Origin of the sequence: Candidatus Amarolinea dominans (genome assembly GCA_016719785.1) — a bacterium.
Taxonomy (GTDB): domain Bacteria; phylum Chloroflexota; class Anaerolineae; order SSC4; family Amarolineaceae; genus Amarolinea; species Amarolinea dominans.
In genome coordinates, this window is record JADJYJ010000030.1 from 320,775 (window position 1) to 343,090 (window position 22,316).

The following is a 22,316-nucleotide window of genomic DNA, read 5'->3' on the forward strand; positions in this document are numbered from 1 at the left end:
CGCATGGGGATCATCACGATGGAGGTCATCACGATGGACAAGAACGCACAACTCCTGGCCGCTCTGCGTCAGCTTGAGCCGGAGCTGCCCGGCCTGTTCGGGCCGGACTGGCCGCAGGTTGCAGACCGTTTGCGCCAGTTGCGCGACGAGCTGACGCATGTCGCCCCGGCGCGCGCCAGCATCGTCCGGGTCACGATTCTGAACATCTTCGGTAACTACCCGGCCGCCCACACCCGCTTGGTTGCGACCCTGGACGTGATGCAGGCCGGCGCAGCTCCCAAAGGCGGCCTGGAACGTCACTACCAGCCGCCCGCGGCCACGACCGTCATCCGCTACACCGACATCGCCTGCCCGTCGCAGGTGTGGGTGCAGACCCCGCGCATCGCGGTCGTCGTGCGCCTGACCGTGCAGCCGCCGGCGTACAGCGCGGCCATCGCCTCGATGGCCCTGGACACCCACCTTCCCGTGCGTCTGCGCCTGGCCGCACCGGGCTTCGATCTGCTCAATGCGGCCGAGCAGGAGACTCCGGTTCTCCCTGGTGCGGACAGCCCGCCGGTCGTCTTCGACCTGCGTCCGCACACGGTCGGCCCCACGCGGGTGACGGTGGACTTCTTCCAGGCCGGCAACCTGGCGGGCACGGTCAGTGTGGCCGTGGAGATTACCGCCGCTCCCAGCAGCGCCGTGGAGATTCCGCGCCACGCGCTCGCACTGCGCATCGCTCCGTCGGCCGAGCCGCCCGCGTACCAGCTTCACATCGCCTACGAGCGCTTTCAGCAGCGGCCGGCGCTGGTCTTCACCCTCTTTCGCGGCAACAAGCCAGGGCAAACCTTCCATCCCGTGCCGTTGATGACGGATCCGCAGACGGAGGCCAATCGTTTGTTGGCGCAGTTGACCGATCTCACCGATCACCTCGACCCCACGGCCAAACTCGCGCATCAGGCCCGCCGCACGCTCCCGGCCGCGGACGCGGAGCGCCGCCTGCGCAGTCTGGGACAGAATCTATGGAAATCGCTGATTCCGGCCGATCTCAAGGCGGTGTACGAGCACGAGCGCGGCGCGTGGCGTGATGCTTCCATGCTCCTCGTTTCCGATGAGCCTTATTTCCCCTGGGAACTGCTCTGGCCCTACGGCGAGGATTGGCAGGATCAGGATGAGGGCCCCTGGTGCCTGACCCTGCGCCTGACCCGCTGGCTGCGCCGGGATGAGCAGGGCAATGGTCACGACGGCCCGCCCACGACCCTCTCCCTGCGGCGGCTGGCCTGCCTGGCCCCCACCGATTCCGGGCTGAACTATGCGCAGGACGAATGTGACCACCTGCGTTCACAAATTGCCGGGCGCGGTCTGCGCGATGCCAGCCCCGCGGCCGCCACCTGGTCAGACACGCTGGATTTGCTGGAAGGCGGCGATTTCGACTGGCTGCACGTCGCCGCCCACGGCTCGTTCTACTCCGATACGCCCGATCTCGACGCTGCGCTCTGGCTGCAAGACGGTCGCAGCCTGACGCCTGACAGCATTGTCGGCCCGGCCATCGAGGCGCACCTCAAGCGCCAACGGCCCGGGTTCGTCTTCAACGCCTGCCACGGCAGCCGTCAGGGCTGGGCGTTGACCGGGTTGGGCGGCTGGGCCAACCGGCTCATCAGCAGCGGCGCGGGTCTCTTCCTGGCGCCCCTGTGGACCGTCACCGATCGCCAGGCCGCGCACTTCGCCGTGACCTTCTACGAGCGGCTCTTCGCCGGCGACGCCGTCGCCGATGCCGTGCGCCAGGCGCGCCTGGCCGCTCGCCAGGTTGGCGATCCCACCTGGCTGGCGTATAGTGTGTACGCGCATCCGAATGCGCGGTTGGTGGCTGGTGCGTAGGGATGTGGCCTCACCTCACCCCCGGCCCCTCTCCTCTCCCGCATAGGGAGAGGAGAGGGGGGAAGGCTTTTCTTGCGTCGTTTGCATCGAAATCTTCAACGCAAGGACGCAGAGGCGCAAGGGCTTTTTTCTTTGCGTCGTTTGCGTCCTGGCGTCCTTGCGTTGAAAAACCTTCCGCCACTCTCAACCCAGCCGGTTTTCCAGCACCATCTCCGGCGTGAAGTTGTCAATCTGCAGATACCACTGCGCGGCGTCCAGCAGGGCTTGCTGGGGGATCATGCCGACCAGCTCGGTCCGTTCGATCATGCAGCCGTAGCGCGCGGCCTCGGAGCGGATCATCTCCACCGCCCGGTGAATGGGCGTCCCCGTGAAATCGGTCAGATTCATGGAAACCTGCGCCCGGCCCTCCACCAACAGCCCCATCGCCTTGACGAAGCGCAGGCCGCCGCTGGAATGGCGCAGCGCCTTGGCCACCTTCTTCGCAATCTCCACGTTGTCGGTGTTCAGATACGCGTTGAACGCCACCAGGAAGCCACGCGCGCCGATGATCGTGGCGCCCGCCGGCCCCACAACCGCCGGGCCGTAGTCTGGCGTGCGCGCCGGATTGACGCCGATCTCCGTCTTGAGCAGCTCATACTCCCCGCGGCGCACATCCGCCAGGTTGACGCGCTCCGGCCGCGTGGCCGCCGCCTCGTACAGATAGACCGGAATCTGCAGCTCGCTGCCGACGCGCTGCCCCAGGCGCTGCGCCAGCGTCACACACTCCGCCATCGTCATGCCGCGCAAGGGCACGAACGGCACCACGTCAGTGGCGCCCAGCCGTTGATGCGCGCCCCGGTGCTGCTCCAGGTCAATCAGACGCGCCGCCGTCGCAATGCCCTGGTACGCCGCTTCCAGGATGACCCCCGGCTCGCCCACCAGCGTCACCACCGAGCGGTTATGGTCCGCGTCGCTCTCCACGTCCAACAGCGAGACGCCCGGCCCGCGCATGGCCTCCACAATGGCCTGCACGATCTCCGGCCGGCGTCCTTCGCTGAAATTCGGCACACATTCAACCAGTTGTTGCACGATTCATCTCCTTTTGTCCGTTCACAGTCAGCCTGTACCTGTCATTCTAAAAGTGGCATGGTGATTGTGCAAATTGAACGCGCGTTGTTTGGCGCCCCTATCGCCGTGTGGTAGAATTCAGCCAATTACTGAGGGTAGTGAGAAATCGCTTTTGAGTTCCATCCTGGCAGGTCCCATTGGGCCAGCTTTCTCCCTGATCGCGGGAGCGCTGGCTCTCATTTTGATTGTGCGCTGGCGCCAGCCCGGCTGGCACAGCGTGCTGGCCATGCTATCGCTGCTGACGGCCGGTCTGCTCTGGTATCGCCTGCGCAGTTTGCCTGACCAGGCGCTGTTGGAGCGCCCCTGGGAGATCATGGTGCTGCCGACGGCTCAACTGGTGTGGCAGGTAGATGGCTGGGCCTGGTTGTGCGGCCTGTTGGCCCTGCTGGTGACTGCCATCGAAATCCTCTTCAACTGGGATTCCGCCGGTTGGAACACGCCCCAGGTACATAGCCGCCGCTTGCTGGCCCTGGTCGCAGCCCTGGCTGTGGTCTCATCCAACAACCTGTTGACCCTCGCCGGCATGTGGGTGCTGTTCGAAATCGCCCTCCTGGCCCGTGCCATCGCGCGACCGCAGCAGCCCGTGGTGGTCACCGGCGCCGTCGGTAGCCTGCTCGTTTGGTTGGCCCTCAGCCTGACCGGGCTGGACTCTGCGCAACTACCGCTCGGCGCGGGCGCCCTGGCGTCGCTGCCCATCCTGCTGCTTCTACTGGCCGGCCTGTGGCGCGTGGCCTTCTATCCGTTTCATGCCTGGCTGCTTGCCTCCACTGCCTATACACGGCCTGTCCACCTGACTGAATTCCTCCTGCCCGCGACGGTCGGGCTGACCCTGCTGGGCCGCGTCTACCAGACCGACCTCGCCCTGGCCCTCAGGCAGCCGGTCTGGCTTGCCATTGGCCTGCTCGGCCTGCTCGGCAGCAGCCTGGCCGCCTGGCTGGACACCAACCAGGAGCGCAGCCTGCTGCTGGTGGCCGTCAACCGCGTCACCTGGTGTGTAGTTGCCATGATCCTCAGCCCGGTGGTCGGACCGACCGCGGCGGTCTGGCCCCTCATGACCGTTACCCTGGGCTTGAGCGGCATAGTCGTGGGTCTGGCCCTGGTGCGGGTGGCCGGCTGGCGTCTCCCGCTGGCGCTCGCCATGCTGGCTCTCATCGGTGTGCCGGGTACCGTGGGCTTTCCCGTGCGGATCACCCTGGCTACCCTGCCCACCATGCAGGAGTCGCTCTTGCCCGGCCTCAACCTGTTGCGCTGGCTGCTCACCTGGCTGGCCGATACGATCGCGATCGCGGCGATCCTGCGTCATTGGCCGGCCGCCACGCGCACCCCATCCGTCGAAATCCTGTTCGGTCAACGCTGGCTGGTGGCCCGTCACCTGCTCGGTTTTGCCCTCTTTGCGGCGCCGCTATTGACCCTGGGATTGCAACCACCCTTGTTGGCCCGTTGGCTGGGCTTGCTGGAGCCAAGCCCCTTGTTCGATTCATTGTGGACGCAGGTACGCCTGCTGCCCGGCTGGATGTGGCTTGTCCAGGGCTTGGCCGCCGGCCTGGGCTTCCTGCTGGCTCGTTGGCGCCCGCGCCTGCTCGTGGCCCAGGTTGCGCAACAACGTATCGTGGCCCAAATTGTGGACCTGGGCTGGCTGCTGGCCGGCTTGCGTGGGTTCGGCCGCGGCCTCAACCTGGCCTCCTCCACAATCACCGGCCTGCTCGATGGCGCCGGCTATGTGGGCTGGCTGGCCTTGATTATGCTGCTGGCCTGGTTCCTGCAAGCCGGCAGCTAGGGAGACGTGTTGTCATGCCACCTTTGTCCAGTTTAGCTGCAGCCCTTGATGGCGTTTCCGGTTTGCCGGCCATTGCCCTGGCCATCGTGGCCGCAGCCTTCCTGATCATCATCGCCGATTGGCGCAGTAGTTTGCTGATGATGCAACTGCTCTACCTGGCGTTGGCCATCGTCAGCCTGCGCCTGCTGCCGCCGGAGTGGGCCGTCCTGCGCATCTTGGTGGGCGCGTTGATCGGCATCATGTGGTATTTGTCAGCCTACCAGCTCAACCGGGATAGATCGCGTCTCAATCAAACCAACGCCGCGGCTGCGATCGCCCAGGACCGCCCGGCCGTGAGGGCAAAGATCGTGCCTCGCTGGCCCTGGCTGGCTACGACCGTGACGTTCCGCAGCATCGTGGTCATCATGGTTGGGCTGGGCTTGTTCCTGACCAGGGCGAGCGTGGCCCTGCCCGAACTTTCCCCCGACGCCGATTTCCTGTGCCTGTGGCTGACCGCGATGGGGCTGCTGGCTTTGGCCCTGGAAGAGGAGCCGTTCAAGGCCGGGATGGGCCTGCTCATGTGGCTGGCAGCCGTGCAGATTTTTTATGGCAATCTCACCCATGATGCGCGCATGATCGGTGTCATCGGCGCGCTGGAACTGCTGGTGGGGCTGGCCTGCGCGTACCTGATGGTGGCACGCGCGGCGCCCGTTCCTGCCAACCCGGATCAGGAACCGCGCCGATGATCAGCGGTACGTTTCTCCTGGCCGTCGTGCCGCTGATGGCTGCCGCCCTGACCTACGCCCTGCGCCGTTTTGCCACCCTGGCCGTGGCCGTGGCCGTCACCCTGATCCTGGCCCTGGGCCTGTTCATCTGGATCGCACCGCCCGATCTCACCGTCACCCTGGCCGGCCGCTCGCTGCTCATGGGGCAGGATGTGACCTGGAGCGGGATGAGTTTTCGTTTTACCGAGGCGCTGCGCCCCTTCCTCAGCTTCCTCTATCTCATCACGGTCATTGCGCTCATCTTCGCCTGGCGCATTTCGCAAGGGCGCACCTTCTTCGCCGCGGCCCTCATCGTCACCAGCCTGGCCAGCCTGATCCTCATGGTGCGGCCCCTGACGCTGGCGCCCCTGGGACTGGCCTTCATCGCCTGCATCGCGGTCTTCATCGTGCAGTCGGGCCGCGGCGGTTCGACCCGGGGCGCGTTCCGCCAACTGTGGCTGCCGCTGGCGGCCTTTCCCTTCTTCCTCACCGCCGGCTGGCTCCTGGAGCAGATTCCGCTCAACCCGGACAACCCGGCGCCCTTCAACCTGGCTGTCACCCTGCTGGGTTGGGGCCTGGTGCTGCTGCTGGCGCCCACCCCCCTGCACGGACCGCGGGTGACCCTGGCCAGCGAAGCGCCGCCGCTGGTGGCCGCGTTCCTGCAGTTGATCAGCGAAGCGGTCATCCTCTACCTGGTGCGCGCCTTCACCGCCGATTTCCTGGCGATCATCAACGACTTCAACCTGGCGCGCTTCCTCATCTACGGCGGGCTTTTCAGCATGGCCTGGGGTGGCATCGCCGCGGTCGGTCAGCGCGACTTTGCGCCACTGTGGAGTTACGCCGGCCTGGTCAACTATGGCAATCTGCTGCTGGCGATGGGACTGGGGCTGCTCAGCTCGTGGTCGCTGGTGCTGCTCCTCTTCGGCGCCCGCACCATCCTGATCCTCCTGGGCGCCATGAGCCTGGCTTCGTTACGCCAACAGGCCGCCGCCACCGATTTCGCCCGCGTCGCTGGCCTGGCCAACCGCTTACCCTGGACCGTGGCCGGCCTGCTGGCCGGCGGCTTGGGGTTGATCGGCTTCCCGGCGACGGCCGGCTTTGCCAGTCAGTGGACGCTGCTGCAGCAGGTGGCGGTGCGCGATGCGCGCTGGATCGCCGTCATGGTGCCGGCCGCCCTCCTGGTAGCCATCGGCTATCTGCGCGGCCTGGCCGTGCTTGGCGGCGCCACCGCCAATTCCCAGGTGCGTCGTGAGCCGGTCGTGGCCGGCTGGCTGATTGCCCTGGCCGTCCTTGCCAGCGCCGTGCTCGGCCTGGCGCCGCAACTGCTCACCGGACCGGTCTCCGCAGCCCTGGCCGCGCTGGCAACCCTGGTGGGGCGTTGAAGGCTTTAACGCAAAGACGCCGGGGCGCAAAGGCGCAATGGCGCAATGATAATCTCTCGATAAGGGGTTATTGAGAGGATGCTGAACCTGATAGGTTTTGACAGTCTGGACCCTGTAAAATTTTCCCGATCTGTGCGTCTCAACCATGAGTGCGCCCGCCGGCTTGCAGGCCGCTGCGGGCGCGTTGTCTGTAGAGGAATTGTCAGAGTTTGGAGTCAGAGTTTGGAGTCAGAGAGTCAATGAAGAAATCATCACGGCTGAGCGGCTTTTATCAGTTGAGCCGGCCAGAGCGCGCTCGCATCGTTGCGGCATGGGCCGATTTGAGCAGCGAAGAGCAGGCTGCGCTGGCGGCCGGGCTGAGCCTGGAGCAGGCCGATTATATGATCGAAAATGTGATTGGCCTCTTTGCCTTGCCGCTCGGCATCGCCACCAATTTTTGTATCAACGATGAGGACATCCTGGTGCCGATGGCCGTCGAAGAGCCGTCCATCGTGGCTGCGGTCAGCTTTGCCGCGCGGCTTGCGCGCGCGGGCGGCGGCTTTCGCACCGGCAGCACAGAACCGGTGATGATCGGCCAGGTACAACTGCTCGACCTGCCCGACCATGATCTGGCCGCAGCGCAGGTGCAGGCGGCCGCGGCCGACATTCTGGCCGTCGCCAACCGCCTGCATCCGAGCATCCAGGCCCGCGGGGGCGGCGCGCGGGGGCTGGAGGTGCGGCCGCTGGCGGATACGCCGGCCGGCCCGATGTTGATCGTGCATCTGCTGTTCGATACCCGCGATGCCATGGGCGCTAATGCGGTCAACACCGCGGCCGAAGCCATCGCGCCGCTGCTGGAGACGCTGACCGGCGGCCGCGCGCTGCTGCGCATTCTCTCCAACCTGAGCGATCAGCGCCAGGCCTGGGCCGAGGTGGCTATCCCCGTGCAGGCGTTGGCAACGGAAAGCCTGGCCGGCGCACGCGTGGCGCAGGGCATCGTGGAGGCCAACGCGTTTGCCGTGGCCGACCCCTACCGGGCCGCGACGCACAACAAAGGCATCATGAACGGCATTGATGCGGTGGCCCTGGCGACCGGCAATGACTGGCGCGCCCTGGAAGCCGGCGCGCACGCCTACGCCGCCCGCGACGGGCAGTATCGCGGCCTGACCGATTGGCGGGTGGCGCCTGAGCTCGACATGCCGACCGGCCCCACGCTGCATGGCCGCCTGCAGATGCCGCTGGCCGTGGGCACCGTGGGCGGCGCGACCAAGGCCCATCCCAGCGCACAGGTGGCGCTGAAGATTCTGGGTCAGCCCGGCGCGCGCCGCCTGGCTGAGATCATGGCCGCGGTGGGGCTGGCGCAGAATCTGGCTGCCATCCGCGCCCTCGTCACCGACGGCATCCAGCGCGGGCACATGGCCCTCCACGCCCGTCAGGTGGCCCTGGCGGCCGGCGCGCGGGGTGACGAGGTCGCGGCCATCGCCGTCCAACTGGCGCGCGAAGGGCAAGTGCGGCAAGCGCGGGCTGAAGAACTGGTGCGGGCGAGCGCCCGCTTGAGCCTGGAGTAACGAGTCGAGGTAAGAAAGATGTTGTTGATGAAACCAAAACGACCGGTAGGCATTACAGGTTATGGCGCCTACGTGCCGCGCTTTCGCTTGCCGGTGACTGAAGTGTCGCGCGTTTGGACCGATGGCGAAGGCGGGGTGCCGATCAAAGAGAAGTCAGTGCCCGGCCTGGACGAAGACACGGCTACCATGTCCATCGAAGCCGCGCGTAATGCCCTGGCGCGCGCCGGTATTGACCCGCGGCTGATTCGTGCCGTCTGGGTAGGCAGTGAGTCGCATCCGTATGCAGTCAAGCCAACCTCCACCATCGTGGCGGAGGCCATTGGCGCCGTGCCTACCACGCAGGCGGCCGATTGGGAATTCGCCTGTAAAGCAGGTACGGAGACCTTGCAGGCCGCCTTCGGCCTGGTTGGTTCACACATGGCCGATTATGCGCTGGGCATCGGCATGGATGCGGCGCAGGGGCGCCCCGGCGACGCGCTGGAATATACCGCAGGCGCGGGCGGGGCCGCATTTATCATCGGGCCGGCCGCAGAAAGCGTCGCGGTGCTGGAAGGCTCGCTTTCGTATGTGACCGACACGCCCGATTTCTGGCGCCGGCCCTATGCGCATTACCCGTCGCACGGCCAGCGCTTCACGGGCGACCCGGCCTATTTCCATCACATCACCGCGGCGGCGGAGATGATCCTGAGCGAAATGGGGCGCCAGCCGTCCGACTATCGCTTTGCGGTCTTCCATCAGCCCAACCTCAAGTTCCCGCAGAAGGTGGCCAAGAACCTGGGCTTCACGCCGGCGCAGATCGAAACCGGGCTGCTGGTTGGCCTCATCGGCAACACCTACGCGGGTTCTTCCATGATCGGGCTGACCGCCATCCTCGATATTGCCGAGCCGGGCGACCGGGTGTTGATCGTCTCTTTTGGCTCTGGCGCAGGCAGTGATGCCATTTCCTTCGAAGTGACCGATCGGATTGCACACAATCGTGACAAGGCGCCCCTGACGCGTCACTACATCGAGCGGCGCAAAGAAATTGACTACGCCACCTATGTCCGCTATCGCGGCAAGCTGCAGACGGCGTAAGGAGTGTTGCTGTGAGACCAGTCAGTATTATCGGCATTGGGCAGACGCCCGTCGGCGAACTCTGGGATCGCTCATTGCGCCATTTGGGCCATGACGCCCTGGTGGCCGCGCTGCGCGATGCCGGCGTGGAGGCGGTTGACGCCTTGTATGTGGGCAACATGCTCTCCGGCGAATTGGCCGGGCAGGAACACCTGGGCGCGCTGATGGCAGACTTCGTGGGCTGGCGCGGCGTCGAGGCGTTCAAGATCGAAGCGGCCTGCGCGTCGGGCGCGGCTGCGCTGCGCGTGGGCTACCTGGCGGTTGCCAGCGGTCAACTCGACGTGGTGGCTGTGTTGGGCGTCGAGAAGATGACAGACACCACGGGTGAGGAGACCACCAGCGGCCTGGCGCTGGCGGCCGATCAGGAGTACGAAGCGGCCGAAGGCGTTTCCTTTGTGGGCATCAACGCCATGCTCATGCAGCGCTACATGCATCAGTATGGCATCAAGCATGAGGCGTTTGCCAATTTCACCGTCAACGCACACCGCAACGCGCTGCATAATCCCAAAGCGATGTTCCATCTGCCGTTGGGGGTCAAGGATTATGTCAAAGCCAGCATGATTGCCGCGCCGGTCAATCTGCTCGATTCCTCGCCCATTTGTGACGGCGCGGCCGCGGTGATCCTCTGTGCGCACGATCGGGCGCGTGAATTCGGCATCAACCGAGCGCCGGTGCGCATCCTGGCCTCAGCCGTGGCGACCGACACCCTGGCGGTGCATGATCGCCGCGATCCGCTGAAGCTGGAGGGCGGTTCTTTGAGCGCGCAGCGCGCTTACGCCCAGGCTGGCGTGACCCGGCGCGACATCAACCTGTTCGAGGTGCATGACGCGTTCACGATCATGTCGGCGCTGTCGCTGGAAGCGGCCGGCTTTGCCGAGCCGGGCCAGGGTGTGCGCCTGGCGCAAGAAGGTGAGATCGCCATCGGCGGCCGGGTTCCCATCAGCACGATGGGCGGGTTGAAGGCGCGCGGGCATCCTGTGGGCGCGACCGGTGTTTATCAGATCGTGGAGTTGGTGCAGCAGTTGCAGGGGCAAGCGGGCGCCAACCAGGTACAGAAAGCGCAGATCGGCATGGCACAGAACATTGGCGGCAGTGGGGCCACCGTCATCACCCACATCCTGGCTAATTAACGGTACTGCGGGCCTGTCAAAAGCTGTCAAATCCAGCGGCAGTTGTGAAAGAAGGGACAGATTGATAGGTTTTGAGAAAAATGAGTGGTAAAGTAGGAGGCATCGAGGGCTTTTTCAACCCTGACTAGTGGAGGTCACTGACCATGGGAGTTGCACGAAATTGGCGGACGCGCCGTCAGCGCTATAGCCTGATGGGCGAAGTCTGTAATGAATGTGGCAAGGCGATCTTCCCGCCGCGCGATGTGTGTCCGCACTGCGCCGAACCGGCCCAGTCGCTGCATCAAATGAGCGGCCAGGGTGAGGTTTACTCGTTCACGACGATGTACGATGCGCCGGCCGGGTTCGAAGCTTACCTGCCGTACACGGTGGCGCTCGTCAAGCTGAACGAAGGGCCGATGCTGACGGCTCAGCTCACCGATGTCGAGTCGGACGATGTCAAGATCGGCATGCCGGTCGAGATGGTCACACGCAAGTTGACCGAAGATGGGCCGGAGGGCGTCATCGTCTACGGCTACAAGTTCCGTCCGCTGCTGATGCCGGTCGCGGTTGCGGCCTAAAGCGAGCGATTACGGCGCGAAGCCCCCGTAGGTCCGGCCTCCTGGCCGGACGACGTTGGACGAGAGAAGCAAGCTCTGCGCCAGACGACGCCGTCACGCCGGAGACGTGACCTACGGTTGAGCAAACATGTTGACACGAAGGGACAAAGCAGTGCTTTGTCCCTTCGTGTTTTTTTTCTAACCGCCGTAGGACCAGGGCGATTCCCACAGATCGAGCGGGACAAAAGCGCCTGGGCGCATTCCCACTTCCACCACATCGGCGATGATCAGGGTGTGGTCACCGCAATCCTGTATGGTGCATACATTTTGGCACTCGATCCAGGCCGCCGCCTCGACGAATAGGGGGCAGGCGGTTTCACCGGGCCGGCAACGATAGCCGTTCAGCGTATCCTGGTCGAAGCCGGCGTGTGTGTACCGAAAGAAAGCATGCGCCATGTCTGCCTGCTCACGGCCGATCAGGTTGAGCGCAAAGACCTGGCTGTTCAGGACGTGCTGCAGAATGCGGGATGGCGTGCGCAGCGCAACGGCCAGGCGCGTCGGCTCGAACGAGACCTGCATCACCCAACTGACCGAAGCCGCGTGCAAACCCTCGTGGTCACGCGTCGTGATGATGTGGATGCCATACGGAATGTGCCTCAGCACCTCGACGCGAGTGCCTGTAAGCTCATAATCGCTCATCGTTTTCTCCTCGTCGTTTTTTTTAGCAGGGGCATGATATTCACCAAAGACTGACGCCCTGCCCGGTGTCCAGGGCGTGGACGATCTCGTCGCGCCAGTTCGGGAAATGATCGGCGCAGGCGCGCAGCAGGCCGAAACAACCGGTCATCATCTGGTCGCCATGCGGCACTGCCTGGTAGACGGGCAGGCGTGAGCCGTTGAGCATGGCGCGGCGCGGCCCGGTGACGGCCACGAAATCGAGCGCGACCGGCGTCTGGTCCAACACCAGGGCGCCATGCCCATGACCGGCAAAGACCTCCTGGTGGCTGATGGAGCCGTCGGCCAGCCGCTCGATCCAGCCGGTCAGCCCCTCCTGGTTCAGCAGGCCGGTGTGGTGCTCGAACAGGCGCACGAACTGGCCGTCACGGTATTGAAAGGCCAGGCAGTGGAAGTTGCCCACGTTGGCGATCAGCGCGGAGGGGTGCGCCCTGACCGCCGGGTCGTCCCAGGCGCCCCACACCGCGGCCGGCGCGGTGTCCATGACCAGCACGGGGACAGAGGGATCGGCGCCGGCGCTGTCTGCCACGGCCTGCAGACGGGTCATGATGGGCGGCACGGCCGCGGCCGGGAAGGCAAAGGTGGACAGGCGGCGGTTGGCCTGCAAACGGGCGGCCAGGTAATCCAGGCGAAACTGGCGATCGCTGACGGCCGGCGGCGCGTCGCCATGATCGAACACCGCGACGGCCAGCGCGTCCGGTCGCAGGGTCAGGCCAAAAGCGGCAAAAGCCTGGGCGATGGCGGGATAGTCGAAATCTCTGAGGGTGACATGGGCCATGTCGGGCCGCCGGGCCAGACCGGCAGCCTCGTCCGCGCTCACCACTTCGATCCCCAGGTCGCGGCGCACGGCCTCCAGGTCGTCGTTGAAGCTGCGCGCCGCCGCCGCGGTGGCCCAGATGGGCAGCCCGGCCTTGTGATGATCCTCCGCGGCCCAGGCGCTCGGCCCGCCGCCCATCAACACCCCGCTGAGCAGCAGCGGCTGCCGCGCCGCGGTGGCCTGCCGAATCTGCCCGGCCACGCGCAGCGTGGGCGATGGCATCACCAACTTCAGACAGTTCTCCGGGTCGCGCGTCGAATCAAACCACAGGATGTCTTGCGTGCCGGTGCCGATGTCAACCGCGAGGATGTGCATCATGACTCCACTGGAAAATTCCCTTGATGTTCTTGGGGGTCCTAAGCCGGTAAGTCAAACTCGGCCTCGATCGCTTCCCAATCTACCAATTCATCGTCGCCAGCCGCCAACCGTGCTTCAATCTGCGACACGTAGCGTGCATCATCATCGTCCAGTAGTTTCTCTGAGCGTTGAATAGTGGGAGTCAGTTCAGGAATTGGAAGCATGGCCCCTCCGCATTGGCAGTCAGATCAGCAATCCAAATTTGACACGCACTTGACCACAAAGAACGCATAGAGCACAAAGAAACGGCAGAAGAGTCGCGGATTGGCGGGGTCTTTGTGCTCTTTGTGTTCTATGTGGCAAAAAAATCGCTCAAATTTGGAATTCCAGCAGTCAGATGATCATTACTTGCCAATTATACACGGGGCTGCGCGGTGGTCAATTCACCTGCAGTAGTTTCTCCAAACGCCGCTGCGTGTTTTGCTGCGCCAGCCGGTTGCCGTGGTGCTCGTGGATGCGCATGGCGGATTGCAGGGCTTCGATGGCCTCGGCCCGGCGGCTCAGTCCGGCCAGGGAGCGCCCCACGGCCTGCAGCACCACGCCGCGGCCGGCGTCATCACCGTAGGACTCGACCAGGGACAGCGCGGTCTGCGCACGCCAGAGGGCCTGCGTCCACTCCCCACGCGCGGCCAGCGCATGGTGCAGGAAAAGGTGCGCTTTGGTCTCATAGACCACATCGCCCGAGGCTTGCACCAGGGCTAACGCCTCGTGCAGCCATGCCTCCAGCGCAGCCGTCTGCGCCGCGGTCAATGGCTGCAACTCAACCACCGTCAGACCGCCCGCCGCGGCCACGGCCGCGTCCAGGTGTACGCGCGCGCGGTTGATCAGAGCATCAGCCCGGCGTGGCGGGTCGCCGATCGCCGCAGCCAGCGCCACGGCCTGCTCCGCGTACGCCTGCGCGGGCGCAAAGTGGTCCGCGGTCAGGTAGATCTCCGCCAGCAAGTTGGCCGCAATCACTTGCCGCAGGCGATCCTGGCCGGCTGCGGCCAATGCCAGCACGCGTTCACCCCAGGCCAGCGCCTCATCCAGGTCTCCCTGCCGGAAGCACATCGTGGCCAGGCGGTGCAACAGATTGAACAGGCGTGCAGCGTCCACGCGATCGGCCGCCGCGGCCAGGCGGGCCAGGCAGGCCTTCCACTCCTGCCACTGCCCGCTGTACATCATGTCGCTGTGCAGGGCAATAGCCAGGTCCACCGCCAACGGCAGGCATGCGCCGGTGGTGGCCGCCCACCACAGCGCGCGCAGCGCATGCCCCCGCAGCGGCTGCAAAGCCAGGTGATCGGCCGGTTGACGCCAGCGGGCCAGCCAGTAATGCAAACTGCGCTCCAGGCCGCTCAAAAAGTCAACGTTCAGATCAGGCTCGATCATGAGAGCGCCGTCGGCGTCATCACGCCCACCAGTTCAGACAGGACGAAATACTCGGTCAAGCGGTGAATACTGTAGACCGTGTCCTGCGCCGCGTGTCCCACATTGAGCAGCGAGGCATTGACCAACTCCTGGATTGCCCGGCAAAACTCGTCATCGGCCGGCACCCCGCTGACCGCGGCCAGGTGCTGCCACGCGGTCCCGCGGGCGTCGAGCAGCGGCATGTGCAGCAGGAGATGACGGGCCGGCCGGGAGAGGTGCTGCCAGGCATAGGCAAACAGGTAGCGGTAGAGATCGTGATCGCCTTCGCTGACCTGAACCAGGTCGGCGAGCACCTGACCGAGCGGCAGCGACTGCAGTTGGCCCACCACCCACTTGATCGCCAGTGGATTACCGTCGGTGATGCGCGCGACGCGCAGCAAGTCCTCCTCGCTGGCATGGTGCAGCGCCTCGATGTTGCGATCCTGACCCTCATAGCGGATAAAATTCACCGCGTCGTGCAGCGTCAGCGGCCTGGTGGTCAGCGATGTGACCGGATCGAAGGCGCCGACCGCGTAGCGCGAGGTGAGCAAGATGCGGGCGGGATGTGACAGGCGGTGCAGGCCCATGACCAGCGATTGCACATCGGGCGCGGTCTCCAGGTTGTCCACGACGACCAGGGTGGGATGCTCGCCCAGCGCCGCGCGCACCGGCGCCTCGCGGCGGTCCGCGGATTGACCTGTCGTCGCGGCCAGATCGAGGCGCCGGGCCAGTTCATCGAGCAGTTGGGCATACGACAGCGCGGGCGCGTCCAGGTTGTGCGCGCGACCCCAGGCGAACAGCCGCTGCTGCACCGTGATCCAGATCACGCGTTCAAAGCGGCCGTCGTAGATCAGCGCCTCGCAGACGGCGCGCGCCAGGGCCGTCTTGCCGATGCCGCCCATGCCATCCAGAGCCACCAGCCAGTGCGCTTGCGCGTCGGTCAGGAAGCGGCGCAGCGCGGAGAGTATTTCCTCCGCGCCGAACAGCCGCGAGAACGTAGGCGTTGGCAACTCGTTGAGGGCCTGCTGCTGCCGTGCGCTGAGGCGAGCCACGCGTTGCGCGTGCTCCTCGGCCTGCCAGAGGAGTTGGCTCAGCGCGGCCAGGGCATCGCTGGCCTGCAGCCGCTGCAGGCCGTCAGTCAGCACCGCGCGCACCGCGTCGGGCAGCGAGGCGCCGGGAGGGCGCTGTTGGGCTACCTGCACCAGGCGCCAATCGGCCAGGCGCGTGAGCGCCAGCAGCCCAGGGTCGTCGTGGTACGCGTGCAGCGCCTGCTTGACGAGCGTCAGCCACGCCTGGCCGCTGCCGGTTTCGAGAGAAGATGGCATACGCATACGCAGACGCTCCTCAGCAATGCGGCAATGGAGATAGAGAATCGTGCGTTCATTATAAGGGCAGATTGCACTCGCCGTCAAACCGCGCCCGCGGCGTTTGGCCGCATTTCTGCAGAAACAGTGCAGTAAGAGTGCAGCTTTTGCCGGTCTAAATGGAAAGGGGCGTGTATACTGGGGGTGCGGCAACCTGACACGCGCAGGCCGGAGAGGATGATTGATGACAGCAGGGGGAGGGTTTGCTGTCTCTTGAACGGCGCCGCATCAAAAGGGAGGCGTTTGCCGTTTCCTGTGGGGACCGCCAACTACCCTCAAACAGGCACGACGGTCCTCCTCACTGTGCCAATGAAGCCTGAGACAGTTCAGCGGCTGAACTTAGTGTACAATTCAGGTAAGGAGAATTGACCATGTCAGACGAACAGACCGTTCAAGCCAGTAATGGCGGCCCGCGTGGGGCCGCTGTAGTCAGCGCCCCAAACCCGGAAGTAGTTCCGAAGGTGGTTGGGTCAGTCATGCAAAAGCATCGTGCGGCCCACAAGCCGTCAGGGGCACAGGCGGGTGGCGTCATGGCGTCGTGCCCGATTTGGTGGCTTGTCTGCGCATATGCTAAAATAACGCACTCCATTGTCACGTTGCCAACCCGGAGGGCGCCATCATGACCGCCGACCTCTTTGAATCCTATCTGATTGCCCTGGACGCCCTGCTCGCACGGCTGGGGCGCGATCATGCCTTGACGGCCGACGCTTTGTTGTATCAACAGCGCCTGCAAGAAACATCAGGCATACGCGCCGCTACGGCGACAACGAGAATCGCCGCAGCGAACGTTCCGGATTAGCGAGCCGCTCAACCGCCTGTGCCGCGGCGCGCTGGGCGTAGACTTCAATACGCTGATGCGACAGGCCCAGGCGAAGCTGGCACAGGATGACGGCCGCCTCCAGCCACGCACGCCCTCTTGAGCCGGAGACGGTTCTCATCCGCAGCGGCTCCTTCCTGATGGGAAGCGACGCCCCGGCCGTGCCGGCGTGGGAGTGGCTGCAGCACAGCGTTGCCCTGTCTACGGTAGGACCCTGGGCGCTGTCGCTGCGGGTGCCAATCTGGGTCCCCGCCGACTACCCCCTTGTCGGTCGCACCGCCGAGCTTCCAGAGATTGGACCGGGTATGGCAAAACGCCTTGGTAGGACAGGCTCATGCCACCGTGGTGTGTGGAGTAGCAGGCAGCGGCAAAACCAGGTTGGTGCGGGAGAGTATCACCAGACACAACAGTGATCAAGCCGGCGTACTGTCGGCGCAGTCCTGCCTGGCGTTCAGGCGCCCTATCAGGCTATCAACGACGCCTTGAAACCAGTCATTGAGCAGAATCTGATTCCTGGACTGCCCGATGAGGCCATGGTAGAGCTAAGACGTCTGGACAGCCAGGCTATTCCTGATGCCATGCCCACAGAGGCGCAGCAACGGCGCGAGTGGGCCTTGACCTTGGCCTTTGAGGCGTTGAGTCGAAGGGCGCCGGTCGTGTTATTTATCGACGACCTGCAATGGACTGATCCAACCAGTCTGGGGTTCATGCGATGTCTCATGATTCGTAAAAGGCAGATGCGCATCCTGTTCATCGGCACACTGCGCACCGACGATCCCGAGGGTCGAGTCGTCTGGCGTGGCCTCATTGCGTGATCAGTTCCATCGGGCTGGTCTGCTCACCGAGGTGGAGTTGAAACCCCTCAGCAAAGAAAGCTCACACGAGCTCCTTTGCGCGTGGCTCGGACTGGCTGACGCTTCCCAATTCCACGACAAGCTGTTCGCATCCACAGAGGGCAATCCCTACTTTCTGCTGGAGACCTTGCAGACGCTATCCGATCAAGGCGTAATCTACCTGGATGCCGACGGCGTGCCCTCGACCGATTATGATGAGATTGGGTACCAGACTCTACCGGTTCCGGACACTGTGCAACAGGCGATTCGTCTACGGCTGAACGGCCTGAACGCATCAGCTCAAGCCTTTTGGACGCCGCTGCCATCGTGGGGCGCCAATTCGATCCTGTCCTTGTACAACAGGTCGCTGGGCTGTCGGATGACGATTCGATCTCGGCCCTGGGAGAGATCTCAAAGCGCAAGTTCGTGCGAGAAGACAGGAGTCTCTGCGACTTCAGCAACGGGATGATTCGTGAGACCCTGATCGGCGCCCTCAATCCGTTGAAACGTTCGTTTTTGCATCGCCGGGTTTTTGCTGCGCTCAAGCAGACCTTGAAACCGGCGCCGTCGTTGGCTGTGATCCAGCAACTTGCCCAACACGCCGACAACGGCGGCCTTTAGCCGAGCATTCCGGTATTCCTTGCAGGCCGGTCTCCAGATCCTGGGGCTGTTCGATGCCCAGACGGCTTGCCGCTCCTGGAACGGAGCACAGGAAATTTCCTGGGATCATCGGCTTAAGTCGAAAACCAGGATAGGTTGAACCTGCTGGATGGACTGGGCGATATGTATGCTAACCTGGAAAGCGCGACGAGGCGCGCAGCCAGTACGAGGAAGCGATGCAGTTGGTACAGGGACAGAAAAGACTGAGTGCTCGACTCGGGTTGAAGATGGCGATTACCTTCCAGAACCAGGCGCAGTTCGACGATGCCGTATTGTGGTTGGATCGCGCCTATGCCCTGCTTCAGGAGGACATGGACGATGCGCTCTGTTCGCAGGTGTACATCCAGTACGGCGTTATAGACGTCATGCGCGGGAACCTGGACGACGCGTTGATCTGGGCGCAGCGGGCCGGTGGGATGGAAAGCGCCCAATATCACAATCTGATGGCAGTGATACAGCGCGGCAGAGATAGCCTGGGCGAGTCTCTTGCACACTGCGACCAGGCCATCGTCCTGGCTCAGAAACCAAACAATCTGCTTGACCTGGCGAAGGCGCACACTAACCGGGGGCTGTTTTGTCGCAAATGAACCGTTGGCAGGAGGCCAAGCAAGCGCACGAGCAAGCGCTGAAGGTCCTGTCTACCACCCGTGATATGCGCATGTACGCCGCGACCCACTGCAATCTCTCAGACGTCTGCCGACACTTGGGCGACCTCGAAGCTGCGCTGCGCCTGGCCGAAGAATCGCTCAAATTGGCCGTGGCTTTGGATCTACATTTCGAGGAAGCGTTGGCGCATCTCAATCTCGGCGAAGCGCTTCTGGAAAGTGGGCAGCCACGCCAGGCCCGCACGGAACATCTGGAGACGGCCCAGCGCATGCTTGACGAGCGAGGGATCACCTACCTCCGCCCAGAGGTCGAACGCGGTGTTGCCGAGACCCTTCTCCAAGAGGGCGAGCTGGAGCAGGCAGAGCGCAGCGCCAGAAAGGCGATCACCCAGGCAGAGGCCCTGCAGTCGGAATCCGATGAGGGTATCGGCCTGCGGGTCCTGGCCGCGATCCAGCGTGCGCAAGGCCTGGTGAGCGACGCCGAAGGGACCTTGCAGCGCGGCATCGAGCTATTGCGCCTCAGCGGTCCGAAATTCGAATTGGCTCAGGCTGACCTGGAGATGGCCCGTCTTGTCTTGGGCGATCCCGCACGGCAAGAGCAGGCTGGCTTTGTCTTGAAAAGGGCCAGAAGTATCTTCGAAGAAGCCGGCGCAACTGGCGCTCAGAGCAGTGGATGCCCTTGAGGCGCAGTTAGCGGCGAGTAGGGGAATCAGAAGCTGATCCTACCATCGGTTCCATGCCAGACTCAACAGGAGGGATTATGGCAGAGTTCAGAGCGACCATTCGTGTGTGGGTTATCGTCGTGCTCGTTGCATGTCTGTTGACTCAAGGCTGTGGACCAGGCGTTGTGCAAACGAGTTATGCGTCGGGTCTGCCAAGCGCGGGGGTGCCTCAACCGGATTCGCAGTGGGATGAACCAAAAGGATGGCATATTGAGCCTGTGGGGCAGTTAGACGTTGCCGAAAAGATTGTTGATGGCGGTGACCGAAGCAGGCCGCATCAGTCGTCTGTGATTGAGGTATATCAGGACCAAACCTACTTAGTGGCGCCTCACGATTCGGAGCAAAGCGATGATCTGCAACCAGCCGCGGTTTGCACGGTTACTAGCAACGTAGACAGCGGCGCGGGCACGCTTCGAACATGCCTACAAAATGCTGTGGCAGGCGCCACAGTTCTGTTTAGCCCGTCAGCATTTCCACCCAGTACTCCCGGAACAATTCACTTGAGTTCGGAACTTCCACGCATCAGAGTGAACAACCTGACTATTGACGGTAGTGATGCTGGTGTGGTCATTGATGGCAGCGGCTTGGGAGGCCAACCTGTGGGGCTGCGTGTTGATGGCGCAAACGGCGTTGTCATCAGAGGACTGCAGATCGTCGGCTTTAGTTGGGGCGTTGTTCTGCAAGGGCCAGCAACTGCATTGTCGGCGGAGACCGGGCAGTCGGCAATGGGCCGATGGGGCAAGAAATCGCCTCAGCAACAACCGTCATGTTGGCATAGAATTGCAGGGTCAGTACAACCAACAACCAGATTCAAGGAACTTGATTGGCACCAACTCGATAGGTCAGGATCAAATGGCAATGAGACAGGCGTTTTTATGGTACTTGGTACTTCGAATAATGTATTAGGAGGGTCACTTACCCCAGGGTTTGCGATGGAGCATGTAACGTTATTAGCGGCAATACTACATCGGGCATAAAACAAAAGTGCAGGTACGTCTGGCAGCAGAATTAATTCCAAATAAGGTCAAATGAGCCTCGGGGCGCTCAGGCGGCCGCTTGTGCGGCCACCGCCGGTTCAGGCGAGTAGAAGACCAGGTTGGGTTCATACTCGCGGATCAACTGAACGTGTTCCCGCACGAGTGACGCGGCGTGCTTCGCGAGCGCCGGAATCTCGTGCAGCGGGAACTTCTGTGCGAGGGTGCGGGTGACTTCGTAGTCCTTGATGTAGCGATCCACGGCGTGCTGCGAGTGGTTGAGTTCGCGAGCAATGTCGGCTGGCGATTGCCCACGCAGATAACGGCGGATCACCTCGGCCTTGTGCGACACCGAGGGCCGATAGTCATGCACTGTACCACGGATCGGCACGGTCTGCATATTCCTGCTCATATTGGCGCAACAATTGGTCCTAGGACTCGCCAGGCCGCTGAGCAAACGACAAATCCAAAGAGGTCGGGACACCGCCTTGGTCATACGCCTCCTGACACCAGCGGACGAAACGCTGTTGATTGAAGGTGCGGCGCGCCGGCGGCCGATCGACGCCTGATCCGCACTGAGCAGCGCCACCTCCGTCGGTGACCGGGTGCAGGCGGACGCGCACCAGTCCGCGAATCTCGGGGTTGCCGGTAGCTCCAGGCACCGCCACGCGGGCCAGTAGACATGCCGGGGCGGCAGGTCGGTGGCGTAGGCCTGCTCCACCAGCGTCAGAATATCGGCGATGATGGCGTGCGCCACGACGGGGCCGCGCTCGTAACCGTACTCGTTAAGAAACTTGTGGAGCAACTGCTGGTGCAAAGGGGCGTTTTGGCCCAACGCCCGTTTCAGGCGTACTAGTCTGGGTTTTCATCGGATCAAACGCCCCCTTTTAATCTCGGCCAGAGTGGCCGTGGCGCGTCCTTCGGGCGTGCCGAGCAGAATTTGCAAGCGGTCGTTGGCCGCCGGGCATTCTTGATACGGCGTCAGGTACTCCTGAATGAGGCGTTCAGACAGCCCGGTGGCGCTGCGGATGGCGGCGCGGTCCAAGTGATGCTGCGCCTGCAAGCGAATGATGCGCACGAAGTCGTCGCAATAACGTCGAATAGCGCCGATACTGGTACCGCCGGCGCTCGATCTCGCTGAAGGTGTAACCGGCGAGATAATCACCGACGATCTGCACCTTGTGACTGACGCCCTTGCCGATGTCTTCGGCTTGGCGAGTGTCGCTACGCACGTCCTGTTTGCGCAACTCATGCACGTCGCGTTTGATCGTCGCCAGACTGCTGCACAACAAACAGGCCAGGTCTTACATGGCTGAGCAACCCACGCCTTGCGCCTCAGCCTCTTCGGTGAGCCGTAAGAGCCGCTGCTGCCGCAGCGCCGCGACGCCAGTGCCCAAAGGCGATCAAATCATCCGGGCCGGCGCAACATCAACTTCACGACCACCCGCTGGCATGCGGTCAGCTTCGGCCCGCCGGACTGGCCTTACTCACGGCCAGGTAGGTCAACTGTCCGTTCTCACGCCGTTGGGGATAGTAGTCCTCGTCGCCATAACAGCGCAACTGCTCGAGCGAGGTTCTCGCCCCGGCGGCGCCAACTGAAAATGCGCGCTGGATACGTTCGATGATAGCTTCCCCGCTTCTTTGGTCTGTAAGCGGGCAATGACTTGATTCGTGCTACTCCTGGGATGCTGCGTCATACGCTATTCTAGGATGATCTTCGTTTGGACCATTGCTCGGCTGGGATTGCCCAAATCGTCGCGTAGCCGCCGGATTGCCAAATCCGGCGGGGAAGCTAGCCGAAACGAAGATCGTCGCCTATTCTATCCCGAGGTCATTTGAGCCTAACGTAAATGT

General features: G+C 63.6%; 21 protein-coding genes and 1 pseudogene. 14 read left to right on the forward strand and 8 right to left on the reverse strand.

All coding sequences use genetic code 11. The annotated features are described in order from the left end of the window. Positions 1–3: 3 nt before the first annotated feature. Positions 4–1,857 carry a CHAT domain-containing protein gene (locus IPM84_23920; protein MBK9095742.1) on the forward strand — a complete coding sequence of 618 codons (1,854 nt, stop codon included), beginning with the start codon at positions 4–6 and terminating at the stop codon, positions 1,855–1,857. Positions 1,858–2,040: 183 nt separating this feature from the next. Here IPM84_23920 and ftcD read toward each other — a convergent pair whose 3' ends face one another. Further along, positions 2,041–2,925, reverse strand: coding sequence for a glutamate formimidoyltransferase (gene ftcD, locus IPM84_23925; GenBank protein ID MBK9095743.1), 885 nt, complete (start codon positions 2,923–2,925; stop codon positions 2,041–2,043). A gap of 151 nt (positions 2,926–3,076) precedes the next feature. Here ftcD and IPM84_23930 point away from each other — a divergent pair, with 151 nt between their 5' ends. The 7 genes from IPM84_23930 (at position 3,077) to IPM84_23960 (ending at position 11,213) form a co-directional block, all read left to right on the forward strand. Beyond that, the gene (locus tag IPM84_23930) at positions 3,077–4,741 is read left to right on the forward strand and encodes a hypothetical protein (protein ID MBK9095744.1); all 1,665 of its coding nucleotides are present in this window, start codon (positions 3,077–3,079) and stop codon (positions 4,739–4,741) included. A gap of 14 nt (positions 4,742–4,755) precedes the next feature. Further along, a complete protein-coding gene (locus tag IPM84_23935) occupies positions 4,756–5,466 on the forward strand; it encodes a hypothetical protein (GenBank protein ID MBK9095745.1) in 711 nt (236 codons plus the stop codon). Then, positions 5,463–6,866 carry a hypothetical protein gene (locus IPM84_23940; GenBank protein MBK9095746.1) on the forward strand — a complete coding sequence of 468 codons (1,404 nt, stop codon included), beginning with the start codon at positions 5,463–5,465 and terminating at the stop codon, positions 6,864–6,866. The genes IPM84_23935 and IPM84_23940 overlap by 4 nt, the downstream gene beginning before the upstream one ends. 239 nt (positions 6,867–7,105) lie before the next feature. Next, a complete protein-coding gene (locus IPM84_23945; protein ID MBK9095747.1) occupies positions 7,106–8,413 on the forward strand; it encodes a hydroxymethylglutaryl-CoA reductase, degradative in 1,308 nt (435 codons plus the stop codon). Between the two features lie 18 nt (positions 8,414–8,431). Further along, on the forward strand, positions 8,432–9,487 hold the full coding sequence (locus tag IPM84_23950) for a hydroxymethylglutaryl-CoA synthase (GenBank protein MBK9095748.1): 1,056 nt from the start codon (positions 8,432–8,434) through the stop codon (positions 9,485–9,487). Positions 9,488–9,498: 11 nt separating this feature from the next. After that, positions 9,499–10,656, forward strand: coding sequence for a thiolase domain-containing protein (locus IPM84_23955; GenBank protein ID MBK9095749.1), 1,158 nt, complete (start codon positions 9,499–9,501; stop codon positions 10,654–10,656). 143 nt (positions 10,657–10,799) lie between these two features. Beyond that, complete coding sequence (locus IPM84_23960) at positions 10,800–11,213, forward strand: Zn-ribbon domain-containing OB-fold protein (protein MBK9095750.1); 414 nt, start codon at positions 10,800–10,802, stop codon at positions 11,211–11,213. Between the two features lie 177 nt (positions 11,214–11,390). Here the strand turns inward: IPM84_23960 and IPM84_23965 are convergent, their stop codons facing one another. The 5 genes from IPM84_23965 to IPM84_23985 all read right to left on the reverse strand — a co-directional run bounded on the left by IPM84_23965 (position 11,391) and on the right by IPM84_23985 (position 15,818). After that, positions 11,391–11,891 (reverse strand): flavin reductase, encoded by a 501-nt coding sequence (locus tag IPM84_23965; GenBank protein MBK9095751.1) that lies wholly within the window; start codon positions 11,889–11,891, stop codon positions 11,391–11,393. A gap of 40 nt (positions 11,892–11,931) precedes the next feature. Further along, on the reverse strand, positions 11,932–13,062 hold the full coding sequence (locus IPM84_23970; protein ID MBK9095752.1) for a pyruvate formate lyase-activating protein: 1,131 nt from the start codon (positions 13,060–13,062) through the stop codon (positions 11,932–11,934). A 38-nt stretch (positions 13,063–13,100) separates the two neighbouring features. Beyond that, positions 13,101–13,265 carry a hypothetical protein gene (locus tag IPM84_23975; GenBank protein MBK9095753.1) on the reverse strand — a complete coding sequence of 55 codons (165 nt, stop codon included), beginning with the start codon at positions 13,263–13,265 and terminating at the stop codon, positions 13,101–13,103. A 214-nt stretch (positions 13,266–13,479) separates the two neighbouring features. Then, the gene (locus tag IPM84_23980) at positions 13,480–14,469 is read right to left on the reverse strand and encodes a tetratricopeptide repeat protein (GenBank protein ID MBK9095754.1); all 990 of its coding nucleotides are present in this window, start codon (positions 14,467–14,469) and stop codon (positions 13,480–13,482) included. Then, complete coding sequence (locus IPM84_23985) at positions 14,466–15,818, reverse strand: hypothetical protein (GenBank protein ID MBK9095755.1); 1,353 nt, start codon at positions 15,816–15,818, stop codon at positions 14,466–14,468. Before IPM84_23985 ends, IPM84_23980 begins: the two co-directional genes overlap by 4 nt. A gap of 652 nt (positions 15,819–16,470) precedes the next feature. Between IPM84_23985 and IPM84_23990 the strand changes: the two genes are divergently transcribed. The 6 genes from IPM84_23990 to IPM84_24015 all read left to right on the forward strand — a co-directional run bounded on the left by IPM84_23990 (position 16,471) and on the right by IPM84_24015 (position 20,465). Then, on the forward strand, positions 16,471–16,650 hold the full coding sequence (locus IPM84_23990) for a hypothetical protein (protein ID MBK9095756.1): 180 nt from the start codon (positions 16,471–16,473) through the stop codon (positions 16,648–16,650). A 500-nt stretch (positions 16,651–17,150) separates the two neighbouring features. After that, positions 17,151–17,483 (forward strand): AAA family ATPase, encoded by a 333-nt coding sequence (locus IPM84_23995; GenBank protein ID MBK9095757.1) that lies wholly within the window; start codon positions 17,151–17,153, stop codon positions 17,481–17,483. A gap of 327 nt (positions 17,484–17,810) precedes the next feature. Continuing rightward, the gene (locus IPM84_24000; protein ID MBK9095758.1) at positions 17,811–18,122 is read left to right on the forward strand and encodes a hypothetical protein; all 312 of its coding nucleotides are present in this window, start codon (positions 17,811–17,813) and stop codon (positions 18,120–18,122) included. A 266-nt stretch (positions 18,123–18,388) separates the two neighbouring features. Further along, positions 18,389–18,748 (forward strand): hypothetical protein, encoded by a 360-nt coding sequence (locus IPM84_24005; GenBank protein MBK9095759.1) that lies wholly within the window; start codon positions 18,389–18,391, stop codon positions 18,746–18,748. Next, on the forward strand, positions 18,745–19,449 hold the full coding sequence (locus tag IPM84_24010; GenBank protein MBK9095760.1) for a tetratricopeptide repeat protein: 705 nt from the start codon (positions 18,745–18,747) through the stop codon (positions 19,447–19,449). Before IPM84_24005 ends, IPM84_24010 begins: the two co-directional genes overlap by 4 nt. A 77-nt stretch (positions 19,450–19,526) precedes the next feature. Next, the gene (locus IPM84_24015) at positions 19,527–20,465 is read left to right on the forward strand and encodes a hypothetical protein (GenBank protein ID MBK9095761.1); all 939 of its coding nucleotides are present in this window, start codon (positions 19,527–19,529) and stop codon (positions 20,463–20,465) included. 67 nt (positions 20,466–20,532) lie between these two features. On the opposite strand, the gene IPM84_24020 is transcribed toward IPM84_24015, so the two are convergent. Together IPM84_24020 and IPM84_24025 are read right to left on the reverse strand one after the other, a co-directional pair. Next, a complete protein-coding gene (locus IPM84_24020) occupies positions 20,533–21,219 on the reverse strand; it encodes a DUF1670 domain-containing protein (GenBank protein MBK9095762.1) in 687 nt (228 codons plus the stop codon). A gap of 247 nt (positions 21,220–21,466) precedes the next feature. Beyond that, a pseudogene (locus tag IPM84_24025) lies at positions 21,467–21,763 on the reverse strand (DUF1670 domain-containing protein). Between the last annotated feature and the right edge of the window lie 553 nt (positions 21,764–22,316).